The sequence below is a fragment of the Paraburkholderia sp. JPY419 genome, assembly GCF_050435705.1.
In the GTDB taxonomy this organism is placed as follows: Bacteria; Pseudomonadota; Gammaproteobacteria; order Burkholderiales; family Burkholderiaceae; genus Paraburkholderia; species Paraburkholderia youngii.
Map to the genome: position 1 here is coordinate 682,770 of NZ_JBNDKV010000001.1, position 11,287 is coordinate 694,056.

Below are 11,287 nucleotides of genomic sequence, written 5' to 3' on the forward strand. Positions count from 1 at the left end.
CCTACTTTGCAAGAGACTATTGCATTCGATGCAATAAACGTAGGCTATTGCGGCACAACAGCAGATATATAGTACAAATTAGATGGCAATTCACATGCAAGCAGGACGAGGAGGCACTGTCGTATCTCGCGCTCGCGCGATCGGCCAATTGACGGCAACCGGCCAGCAAGTAGCCGCTGACAGCGAGCCTGGCGTGCCTCGCTCTGGCGGCCTTCATGCAGTGACGATTCTTTCCTATGATTGAAACAACCTGGAGGCCGATGGAACGGCCATCACCGCGTCATTGGGTCGAGGGTCGCGTTCGTGCGCCGCGCCATCGAATCACCACTGGCCGTTCGTGCGTCATTCGATAGTTGGCAAGCTACCCAGGCGGTCCGGATGGTAACGCTGGGACTACCGAATAGCATACGGAGCATGGCGATGAAGCGGTCCAGATCACCCCAGCCGGTTACGATGTTCGAAGCACTGGTTCCGATCGCTGGCCTCGTCTTTCTCGTCGGTCTGTCCTTTTACCTGTTCGGCGATGGCGGGGCGGACGGGCCGAACCAGGTGGCGCTCGTCGTGGCGACCATGCTGGCCGTATTTGTCGGCTGGCGTCGTGGTCACTCGCTCACGTCGCTGGGCGAGGCAGCGAATGCAAGCGTCAGTTCCGGTATCGGCGCGATTCTGATCCTGCTGGCGGTCGGTGCGCTGATCGGCACGTGGGCGCTCTGCGGCACGATCGTCGCCATGGTCTATTACGGGTTGAAACTGCTGAGCCCGGACTTTTTTTACGTCACGGCGGCTGGCATCTGCGCGTTGATTTCGTTTGCGATCGGGACATCGTGGACCGTCGCGGGAACCATCGGAATCGGCCTGATGGGTATTGCGCATAGCATGGGTCTGAGCCCAGCCATTACCGCCGGTGCAGTGATTTCCGGCGCTTATTTTGGCGACAAGTCTTCGCCGCTCTCGGACACTGCGAATCTTGCGGCCGCTGCCGCGGGTGTCGATCTGTATCAACATGTACGCGAGACACTGCTGACATCGCTCGTCGCGATTGTCATCACGCTGGCCGTGTTTTATCTTCTTGGCCGCCCGGGCGACTTCGATGCGAGCGCCGAGGTTGCTGCAATGCGGAGCGCATTCTACATATCGCCAGTGTTGTTCTTGCCGCTCATTGTTGTCGTCATACTGACGCTGTTCCGGCTTCCACCATTTACTACCATATTTCTTGGCGCACTGGCGGGCGGCGTGGTTGCCGTTTTCGTCGAGCCACAGCGAGTCCTCGAATTTGCCGCTGCGCGAGAGGGCGTGCCGATCCCGATTGCGATGCTCAAGGGCGTGTGGCTCGCGCTTGGGAGCGGCTACACGTCGACCACTGGAAATCCGGCGCTTGATACGCTCCTGACCCGCGGCGGTATGGACAGCATGTTGAATACGATCTGGCTGATCATCACGGCGCTGGCATTCGGAGGGGTGGTAGAAAAGTGCGGTGCGATAGAACGCCTCATTGCCCCGGTAGTCGGCTGGGCCAGGAGCGGTGGGACGCTGGTCGGTTGCCTGGTCTTGGCGACCATCGCAACGAACATCGTTACGGCAGACCAGTTCATCGCGGCCGTGCTGCCGGCCCGGATGTTCAGGAGTGCATTCGCGGCACGCGGCTATGCGCCCGTCGTGCTATCGCGTTCCGTTGGCGATTCGGCCACGACCACGGGCGCGCTGATTCCCTGGAATAGTTGCGGGGCGTTTATGGCAGTGACCCTTGGGGTACCGGTGCTCAGCTACGCACCGTTTGCTGTATTTTGCGTGGTGAGTCCGTTGCTGACGGTGGTAATCGCCTATGCGGGTATTCGCATGCCGCGCATCCCCGCTGCGCAAATCGAGGCCGCAACGGCAGGCGGGTCCACGACTCCAGTCCATGGGGACACCAAGCAAAACTAATGGATCTGTTCACTCGAATCGTGAGGCGCGTCACGCACGAGATCGATCCCCGGCGCGCTATGCAGTCCCAACCTTGTGCAAACGTTCTTCCACCCGACGAACCGGATGACCACAAAGCGGGTCGATGCGGAAGAGAGCCGCCGTTCCGCGCCCCTCGAATGTGACACTGTCGGTGATGGCCGTCCGAGCGGATACCTGAGCAAGGCCCGCGACGCCGACGATGCATTCCTGACGAGATGAGTGCGCCGATGCGCACCTGGTCGATCGTGTCTTTCTCCGAGCCGAGTGCGCTGTTGCCTACGAATGCTGCACGCGCTGCAGAGTGTTCCAGCAGATCAGGTAACGGCAGATGCCGACGCGCTTACGTTGCCACGCGCGGGCTCACGAAGCGGGAGCCCCGGAACCCCGGAGTACTCAAGCAGCCTCGCGCATCGTCTTCGCATTGGTTGAGTCCTCTTTGTCTCTTTTGGGCGGTGCGCCAAACATCCGCGCGTACTCCCGACTGAATTGCGAAGGGCTCTCATATCCCACCGCAAATGAGGCGGCTTGAACGCTCATCGACTGTGACAGCAGCAGCCTGCGGGCCTCCAGTAGGCGCAATTGCTTCTGATATTGGAGAGGGGAAAGTCCGGTCAGCGCCTTGAATTGACGGTGGAACGCCGACGGACTTAGTTGGGCGATTTTAGCCAGATCTTCCACTCGCACTGGCTGCGAAAACCGAGTTCTGATATTTTCCATCGCGCGCAGAACACCGTGCGAGGCATTTCCGCTCGACGCCAGCTTTGCTATTTCGGGGCCTTTCGGACCTCTTAGCAACCAATAACAAATCTCCCGCATGAGCAGCGGATAAAGAATTCCGACCGCGTCCGGGGTATCCAGCAAGCGTACAACCCGCAACGCGCAATCGGCCAGCGGACCGTCGAAGTCCGCGATGAACACGCCGCAGCTTGCATCTCCTGCCGCCACAGGTGGTGGCGACATCTCCCTTGCAACGGCGCGCATCATTATCAGGTCGAGTTCCAGAACAAGAACCAGGCAAGGATTGTCGGGACTCGCTTCGAACACGCGGCCCTGCGACGGAGTCTCAACGCCGACCACCAGCGCCTGTCCGGCCCGGTACTCCAGTTTCGCCCCACCGAAGCTGGCCCATTTGGCACCTTGTGCAACGATGCACAGTGCTGGGCGCGCCACGAGAAATGTCGGCGGCTTCGGATGGTCGGAGCGCAGAATCAGAAGCCCGTCGACGGCCGTGCGGTATGGGCTTGTTCCTGTTCGCGTTTCGATATAACGAAGTAGTGCAACGGCCAGTTCGTTCGACATAGCTGCCTTGTATGGAGAATGCGCGTGGATCAAGCTTAGTGAGCGCAGCAGGATCAGGCAAGATTTGGGTAGCTTCCGGTATTAACTGCTGGTGGCTCTGCCGGGAGAATTGAGGTTTTCAAACTTCCCGCCAGGTGCCAAATGGCAACAAACAATGGTCGTCACCCGACTTCGAGAATCGCGGTCGTCACCGGAGGCAGTCGCGGGATAGGCCGCGACACAGTTCTGCGCCTCGCGACTCGTGGAGTCCGCTCGGTCTTCACCTATCACTCGAATCGAGTCGAGGCGGAAAAGGTCTGTGCGATGGCTGCCGAAACGGGCGGACAGGCGCTTGCCCTCCAGTTGAACGTGGGTGATGCAAGCGCATTTGATGATTTCGTCACACGTCTGCGAGAGGCACTCGGGCAGTTGGGCGCGCAACACTTCGATTACCTGGTGAACAATGCAGGGACGTCGTCAGCGGCGACGTTCGCAGCGGGCACCGAAGCGGAGCTTGACGCTCAGTTCGCGGTGCATTTCAAGGGGCCGTTCCTGTTGACGCAAAAGCTGTTGCCGCTCATCAACGACGGCGGACGTATTGTGAACATTTCCTCGGGGCTGGCACGTTTCGCGTTTCCGGGGCGGGCGATCTACGGGCCGATGAAGGCAGCCGTTGAAGCGCTGACGCGCTATATGGCCCTTGAGCTCGCGCCGCGCCGGATCGCGGTCAACGTCGTCGCGCCAGGCGCAATCGCGACGGACTTTAGTGGTGGCATCGTGCGAGACAATCCGCAGGTCAACAAGACCGTCGCCGACCATACCGCTCTTGGCCGAGCCGGACTGCCGTCGGATGTGGGTCCAGTGATTGCCGGTCTTTTGTCGGATGACTTTGGTTGGGTAAACGCGCAACGCATAGAAGTGGCGGGTGGCATTCAAATCTGACTCGCCGTCGCTAGCGTCGGCAGCTCGAGGCGGGTGCCAAGTCAATGCTCAGTACATTTATGCATGACGGGGATCGCCACGCCCATTCGTCAAGACGACGCCCCCATATGTGCGCACCGCCATGACCACAGCGCGTGCGTCAGCGGGGCTGAACGGCGAAGCTGTGAAACTGTAGCGCCGTGGGCGACCCGCTGCTTGCCGAGAGCGATCCAGCCATAGGTTGGGTCTCCAACGAATCGCTCGGCCAGCAAACGCTTCAGCCGCGCCGTCGCGCGGCCGAAGCGTTGCTGAAAACGACGTTCGTATAGCCGCTAGCGGTCAAAGACACCGGTGCGGCTCCTACAATCCGGGCGTCGTCCGTGGTGGCCGCGTGGGTGCTCGAGGCGCCGTCAGCTCACTTCTTCCCATCAACCACGGCAACCACCTCGTCGCGCGTGTACTCCTTGTTCGCCAGCGCACCGGCCGGCGTCTTCCCGCGCACCGCATCGAGTTCTTCCGGCTTCACTTCGAGCACCGGCATCCGGATATCGTGCGGCACCTTCTTGCCGGCCAGAACAGATGCGTCACCTGAAACGCGAACGTCGACGCGCCGGGCGGAATGGTCACCGACATCGTCTCGCAGCCGCTCTTCTTCTGATCGGCCCACCACGCGAGTTCTTCCTGACGGTTGCCGAGGATGATGATCGGCGTCGGCCGTCCCGCCGTCTTGATCGCCTGCGCGGCGCCGAAGCCGTCGCCGCCTTGCGTCACGACGCCGTCGATCTGCGCAAAGTCGGCAGAATGCCCGCGACCTGCTTTTGCGCGACCGTCTGCGTCCAGTCGCCGTGGACCGAGCCGACGATCTTCAGCCCGCCTGCGCAGGGCGTTTACTGGCGCTGATGGCTTTGTGCAGGCCGGTCGACTGACAATCCTCGCAAGACCTGCGCTACGCCTCGACGCTGCTCGCAATATTTCGCGTGTTCGCCGATACGCTCGTTGTGCCGGCTGACGAAGAACTGCTATGGTGTGGTCCACCCGCAGCCGCCCCAAGCCCATTGGGGAGGCAACCGCGCGGTGCATGGATCAAAACCGTTCGTGGGTTCGACAAAGGGATGTCCGCGCCTCGGAGCCGCTTGAGGATGGCGAACAGGAGTTCGCTTTTGGTGTCGGCAGCGATCCTGGGGCTCCTCACATGCCCCGTAACGGTGAGCGTAATGCCTTCGGGCGTCAACTGACTGAACATGACGGATGGCGCCGGATGTGCCAGAACCGAAGGATGATCCCTGTAAGCATCGAGAAGAATGTCGCGGACTTGCTCCGGGTCGACGTCGAGGGCGAACGTGAGCACCAGGGAGGCGATACCCTGTGTGGTGTTTCCCATCGTGACGTTGCGCACGTTCTGCGAGATGAGCTGTGAGTTCGGCACGATCACAGTCGACTTGTCCGCAAGCTGGATCTGGGTGGCACGCACGCTAATGCGCCGTATGTCTCCCTCGATGCCGGCGATACTGATCATGTCGCCCACCTTCACCGGCCGCTCCGCGAGCAAGATGAGTCCAGAGATAAAATTCTTTACGATTTCCTGAAGGCCGAATCCGATTCCCACCGACAACGCACTGACTATCCACGCAAGGTTGTGCCATCTGACGCCTAGCACCGACAACGACTGCAGCATGACGAGCACGTAACCGATGTTCGCAAACAATGTGAGCAGCGACGCCCGCATTCCGGGACTCATTTCCGTCTTAGGCAGCAACTCCCTGTCTAACCATTTGCGCACGGACCGCACCAGATATATTCCGACGCCGGCCGTAAGCACGGCGCTAAAGATGTGAGCGGGGACGATATTGAGCGCACGCAGCCGGTCACCGCCCAGCACCTCGAGAATGCTGTCGATCAGGTCCGCGGGCGTCGTTCCGAGGCCGCCTGTGAGCAGCGCAACGACTGCGGCGACGATGAGCGCGCTTCGCAAAACCCCGGTAAGCACTGTCGAAATCTGCGCGAGATGGGCGTTTTCGAGGCCAAACAGATGCTTGATCGCATTACCGCTTGCATGCGTCGGCGAAAAGATGCTTTCGCATACATCGCGCGTAAGCATCACCAGAAAATAGAGACTGCACAGAACGATATAGAACCACACGAGTTCGTAGGTCAGGAAACGCGCAACGGAAATGTATCCGAAGACCAATGCAGCCAGGGCGCCCACTACGACAACGCAGACAGCGGCGTGAATCAGACCCGCAACTGTTGACCGACCTTCCGGTGAATTTCCGGCTGCGGCCGGAGCGGTACGTACCCGGTTCGCATGAAGCAACGAAGCGCCGATGGCCAACGCGACGATCAACGCGACCAGACCGCGAGTGAAAATCGTGATTTGAAGGCTGGTGTCCACCGCTCTGTTGATCTGCTCTATCGCCCCTGAAAATAGCAGGAGCGCGGCCAATGTCCGTGGAAAAGATCTGAGCGCCTGCGCCACAGGATCAGCGATAGCAGGCAGGCGCCAGGTAGGATGCTCTGTACACAGGAACGCCCTGCCAAGTGCGAGGATCAACGCACAATTGACGATGTGCTTGACAAGCTCGTCAGTGAAGGTCTGCAGGGCGGGCGACAAGCTTTGTCGACCGCCAATGGCCACGCCGACCAGGTGTATTGCAACCACCGTGGTCGCAAGCGTCGCAAGTACGGTCGATATCGCGAAAGCACTGCGGCGCAGCCGTCCTTCCGGCAGACGGCGAACGCAAACCCATCCTAGCGTTCGCTCAAGAAGGCCGGCACCGACTGTTGCGCAGGCTACCGCGGCCAGCAAAAGGATCGTGGTGGCGAGGAAGCGTCCCGGTTGCCACATCGATTGCATCTGCTTTTCGACCTGCTTTCCAAACGCTCGCAGACTCTGATAGTCAGCCGCTTCCGGGTGAACCATGGGTACCCAGAACGCAGTGCTCAGAATGCTGTCGGTGCGGAGCGCCAGTTGGTCTTTCAGATGTTCGTGGAGCAATCGTCCGATCTGTGCATCGACGTTGACCAGATCGCCCTTAATGCTTCGCGCCTGCCTGAGCTGCGCACCAAGCCGCGCCTGCTGCGCCGTGAGGGCGTCGCGTTGCTGGGCGACGGCGGGTGTTTCCGGCCTTGCACCGGCGATGGGTGCCGCGCCGAGCAAATCGAGCTGCGCGTGTGTCCGTTCGAGCTCGGGCTGCAGCGAGGTTGCGACCAATGTGTCGACGTCGTCGACCATGCGCCGGCTCAGCAAGTCCAGTTTGATCAGTTCTGCATCACCGGTTGCCCTCGACGCTCGCTGCCTGACCGCGTCTTCCCTGGCCTGAAGCGCATTGAGTGCTTCCGCCGCCTCAGAACCCACACCAGCGATGGGCGCGACGTACCCGCGGTCAGCCCCGGCAGACGGACCGCCCGCCGAGCATGCAACGGCCGGGACGAGGGCCCACAACGCAAGAACGATGAGGCGGAAAGTGACCAGAAGTACTTGTCGCATGGCTCGGGCAGGGAAGGAGACGCGCAAAACATCATTGCCTGCCTCATGGCGCAGCAGGTGCCATCCACCGATGTGCCCATGCCGGTAGCGCAGGAGACGTTCGCTGTCCGATGTCTAAAGTGATTAGTATATCATCAGTGATATATGAACCATAATTGTAGCGAGTTCGCGACAAGCGCCCGTTGACGCAACGCGCGGTAACAGATCGTGGGGCGGTCGGCAAAAGAGTGCACTGCAGTACAAACATCCATACCGGCCGCAAGTGTCGTGCGCATTCGCGCAGGACTTCGGGGCCGCGAGCAGCTTCGATCAGTTTTATTGGGGGAATTGCGGAAGCGAGGGGCTGTTGCGTTAACTTTGCCGCCCTGAAAAAAACCGCCCACCTGAACTTTTTCGCCGCTAACTTCAAATATCCGATATTACGCCGCTGCCGGAAACGGGTTGGACTGACGATTGCTTTGCGGACGAGCTTCTCACGCCACCATATTGTTCAAACGCCTGTTGTTGGGCTTGCATCCGCGCCTTGGCGCACGCAAAGTCCATTGGGTAGGCTGCGGCGGCGGTTGTTCTGTCCAGGTAGCTTGCACCCTGCGGCCGAACCGGGGCGTGCACTAGCTCGCTCATTGGCGAGCTGGTGCTGTGTGCGAATGAGACAGCCGGTACGGTTAGCGCAGACGCGAGAACGGTGCCCGGGATGAACTTTCTTGCCTTCACGATGATGGTCTCTCCACTAGCGCGTCGGAGATAAGAGGACGCGGATTTCTGAAATAACGTCCTGGGGCAGCAAGCCGCCAGTTCGTTGAGCGAGAGTCTATCGAATCGCTAACCACTCACAAGCAACTGCACGGCAACGAACAGTTCCGCCGGGCGCAACCTTGCGAGCTCCCACGGACGCCCATCGCCTCCTTCGTTGGCAAGATGGAAACACACAATTGCGAGCGTTCCTCCAAGGTCTACGGCACATATACTTCCCGCCGCCGTCACCTCATCCATCAGGTGCCGGATTCTTATTGTCGAGGGAAGGACTACTTATGGAAAAGCCATTCATCGCGAGGATCGGTAAAGAAAGACCAGAAAGCGCTCACCAGATCGTGCAGGCCGCGCTTCGCAGTGCAGCGACGGCGTCCACGCCCAACGGCGCCATCGACCTGCTTGGCGAGGCCCTGCTGGAGCTGGAACGCCTGCTCGCACTGAATAGCGGGCAGATGCACTGAACTTCAGTGGCCCGCGTGGCTGCCCGAGAACACATGCAACGCTCCGGGGAGGTGTCAATGAACAGATCGCTTGCCGCACTGCTCCTGCCGTTAATGGTCGATGCCAATGCGGTTATCGCTGTTGTCAGGTACTCCGCATGTCCCGGAACAGGGCCGATCAGCTCATGATTGACGATTTATCCAATAATGATGATAATATCACCTATGCGGATTGCAGGTGTGTCGCCACTGTCCCCACGCGGGGACGGCAAAATGTGCGGCGATGACGGCAGGATAAGGGCAGCGCATGCGAGCCAGGCGAATTGTGCAGCGCCGCTCGCCTGCCGAACTGAGCTTTAACGCGGAAAGGTCTTACGTATGACTGTCTACCATCGCCAATCATTGTTCTGGGGAGCCGTTGCCCTAGCGGCTGGCATCCTGTTATGGGTCCTGCGTCCCGTCCTGACGCCGTTTTTACTCGGTGCCATGATCGCGTACGTTTTGCAGCCAGGCGTGGAGTGGCTCGTACGGCGTCGCGCACCCCGCGGTCTCGCGGCGTTTGTCATGATTTCCCTGTTCGCGTCGCTTGTTCTGCTGCTTGTTTTGCTGGTATTCGCGGTCATCCAGAGAGAAGGGCCCGAACTCGCAAAAGAGCTGCCTTCGTTGGCGGCCAAACTGGACGCTGCGCTGAAACCTCGGCTGGCTTTCCTGGGGATCGACCATTCGCTCGATCTGGCGCATGTTCGCGACGCATTGGCAGCGCGACTGACTTCAGGCGAACACGGCGCTGTCCTCGCTGTCTGGCAGTACTTGCGCACGAGCGGCAATGTGATGTTCAGCCTCGTGGGCAATGCGGTGCTGGTGCCGGTTGTTCTTTTCTATCTTCTCTACGACAGGCACGAGGCGCTCGAGCGCATGGAGAGTTTTGTGCCGCGGCGCTGGCTCGGAAAAACTCGCCACTTCGTTGCCGAGATCGACCAGATGCTGGCGCAATATCTCCGTGGGCAACTGCTCGTCGTCGTGATACTTGCGGTGTTTTACCCCGCAGCGCTGGCGATCGCCGGGTTGGACATTGCTCTGCCTGTCGGCCTTCTCACTGCACTTGCTGTATTCGTGCCGTATATCGGCTTCTCGACCGCGCTGGTCCTTGCGCTGCTCGCCGCGTTTCTGCAATTCGGGAACTGGTACGGCTTCGCAGCGGTGGCCGTCATATATGCAATCGGACAGGTCCTCGAGAGTGTCGTTCTGACACCGAGGCTCGTTGGCGAGCGCATTGGCCTGCATCCGTTGGCGGTTATTTTCTCGTTGCTGGCGTTTGGGCAACTGTTCGGATTCTTCGGCGTGCTGCTAGCGCTGCCCGTGAGTGCCGTCGTTGTTTCAGCGTTGCGGGAACTACGGCGGGGCTATCTGGCAAGTGCGCTTTACCATGACTGATCGTTTTTAGACCAGCAGTAGTTGCGCACTGCGCCAGCAAACAGCGGATGATGCTCGCTTGCGTGCGAAGGCATGTGGCGCCGAGCCTGAAACCGCCTGTCGCTTCAGATGGGCGCCGCTCGAGTGGGTGCAGGAAGTGGACGGCGAGCAATCTTTTCTGCTTCCGCGCGCTTGATGCCGAACGCCTGCAGCACCGTGGCCGCCGTGCTCTCGGCGAACTTTTCGTGCCTGGATCGAAGGGTCTTTCGTGCGCGAACCGCCCGGTTTGAAAATCCGGAGAAGTGAAGCTCAGCTGCTACCCCAGCGACAACAGTGCCGATCACGGAAAACACACACATCAGTTCGTCCGCGACCATGAAGCGCCGTTCCGAGATCCCTCTCTTCGTATCCCGCAGCAGCCGCTGACCCAGTCCCCTGCTCAGTACGCGCGTTGACAGCCCTTCGCGTATCAGGAGTTGCCCCCAAACGGGCTCCCGATACGCGCGTAGAAGCGTATGACGCACCGACACTGCAACCGCTTCCGCTGGGTCCGGCAATCCCGCGGCCAGGCGATCGAGCGTACCGGCGAATTCCTCGAACAGCCATTCGACAAGCTCCGCGAAGATCCCTTCCTTTGAGTCGAAGTAGTTGTAAAAGGACCCGAATCCCACGTCGGCGGCGTTCGTGATCTCGGTGATCGTGACGCCGTCCATCCCCTTCTGCGCCACCAGTTCGAACGCAGCATCGAGCAGACGAAGCCGCGTTTCGAGCTTGCGCCGGGCCACGCGCGGCGATCGTGCTCCGATGGGTTCGCGGCCGGAATTGGATAGATTCGATTCCTTTTTTGGTTGCCGACGGTTCGTGCGCGAACTCGGAACGTTGGGCATGTCAACTCCTCCTCTGTTTGCAGCAGATTGTAGATTTAAATCTCATAGTTGACAATATAATCAGAAATGGATTTAATGTCACCTGTGCGACGGCGGAAGCGGGAAAACGGCGGAACCGGGGAGCGGCGAACAAGTCTCCGGGGCGCTACTAGTTGCCCCGCGCC

7 protein-coding genes and 1 pseudogene are annotated in these 11,287 nt (G+C 60.0%); 4 read left to right on the forward strand and 4 right to left on the reverse strand.

The genetic code is table 11. From position 1 onward, the window contains the following. The first annotated feature begins 453 nt into the window (after window positions 1-453). Window positions 454-1,923 carry a Na+/H+ antiporter NhaC family protein gene (locus tag QFZ91_RS03205; RefSeq protein WP_429566220.1) on the forward strand — a complete coding sequence of 490 codons (1,470 nt, stop codon included), beginning with the start codon at window positions 454-456 and terminating at the stop codon, window positions 1,921-1,923. 414 nt (window positions 1,924-2,337) lie between these two features. Here the strand turns inward: QFZ91_RS03205 and QFZ91_RS03210 are convergent, their stop codons facing one another. Continuing rightward, entirely contained in the window at window positions 2,338-3,243 is a 906-nt protein-coding gene (locus QFZ91_RS03210) for an AraC family transcriptional regulator (protein WP_368716404.1), read from the reverse strand. A gap of 141 nt (window positions 3,244-3,384) precedes the next feature. On the opposite strand from QFZ91_RS03210, the gene QFZ91_RS03215 reads away from it, so the two are divergent. Further along, entirely contained in the window at window positions 3,385-4,164 is a 780-nt protein-coding gene (locus tag QFZ91_RS03215; protein WP_368716405.1) for an SDR family NAD(P)-dependent oxidoreductase, read from the forward strand. Window positions 4,165-4,558: 394 nt separating this feature from the next. Here the strand turns inward: QFZ91_RS03215 and QFZ91_RS03220 are convergent. Together QFZ91_RS03220 and QFZ91_RS03225 are read right to left on the reverse strand one after the other, a co-directional pair. Further along, window positions 4,559-5,015 (reverse strand): annotated as a pseudogene (locus QFZ91_RS03220) (substrate-binding domain-containing protein); the annotation flags it as partial. Between the two features lie 74 nt (window positions 5,016-5,089). Beyond that, a complete protein-coding gene (locus QFZ91_RS03225; protein WP_429566221.1) occupies window positions 5,090-7,630 on the reverse strand; it encodes a DUF3772 domain-containing protein in 2,541 nt (846 codons plus the stop codon). 1,031 nt (window positions 7,631-8,661) lie between these two features. Between QFZ91_RS03225 and QFZ91_RS03230 the strand changes: the two genes are divergently transcribed. Together QFZ91_RS03230 and QFZ91_RS03235 are read left to right on the forward strand one after the other, a co-directional pair. Next, window positions 8,662-8,844, forward strand: a complete 183-nt coding sequence (locus tag QFZ91_RS03230; RefSeq protein ID WP_368597808.1) for a hypothetical protein — start codon at window positions 8,662-8,664, stop codon at window positions 8,842-8,844. Window positions 8,845-9,201: 357 nt separating this feature from the next. After that, the gene (locus QFZ91_RS03235; protein ID WP_429566222.1) at window positions 9,202-10,257 is read left to right on the forward strand and encodes an AI-2E family transporter; all 1,056 of its coding nucleotides are present in this window, start codon (window positions 9,202-9,204) and stop codon (window positions 10,255-10,257) included. A 104-nt stretch (window positions 10,258-10,361) separates the two neighbouring features. Here QFZ91_RS03235 and QFZ91_RS03240 read toward each other — a convergent pair whose 3' ends face one another. After that, window positions 10,362-11,123, reverse strand: coding sequence for a TetR/AcrR family transcriptional regulator (locus QFZ91_RS03240; protein WP_429566223.1), 762 nt, complete (start codon window positions 11,121-11,123; stop codon window positions 10,362-10,364). Window positions 11,124-11,287: the final 164 nt, after the last annotated feature.

What these genes read in the sequence shown, in the direction of transcription:
- QFZ91_RS03205 (WP_429566220.1), top strand. Translation starts at nt 454, where the DNA reads ATGTTCGAAGCACTGGTTCCGATCGCTGGCCTCGTCTTTCTCGTCGGT.
- QFZ91_RS03215 (WP_368716405.1), top strand. Translation starts at nt 3,385, where the DNA reads ATGGCAACAAACAATGGTCGTCACCCGACTTCGAGAATCGCGGTCGTC.
- QFZ91_RS03235 (WP_429566222.1), top strand. Translation starts at nt 9,202, where the DNA reads ATGACTGTCTACCATCGCCAATCATTGTTCTGGGGAGCCGTTGCCCTA.
- QFZ91_RS03240 (WP_429566223.1), bottom strand. Translation starts at nt 11,123, where the DNA reads ATGCCCAACGTTCCGAGTTCGCGCACGAACCGTCGGCAACCAAAAAAG.
- QFZ91_RS03210 (WP_368716404.1), bottom strand. Translation starts at nt 3,243, where the DNA reads ATGTCGAACGAACTGGCCGTTGCACTACTTCGTTATATCGAAACGCGA.
- QFZ91_RS03230 (WP_368597808.1), top strand. Translation starts at nt 8,662, where the DNA reads ATGGAAAAGCCATTCATCGCGAGGATCGGTAAAGAAAGACCAGAAAGC.
- QFZ91_RS03225 (WP_429566221.1), bottom strand. Translation starts at nt 7,630, where the DNA reads ATGCGACAAGTACTTCTGGTCACTTTCCGCCTCATCGTTCTTGCGTTG.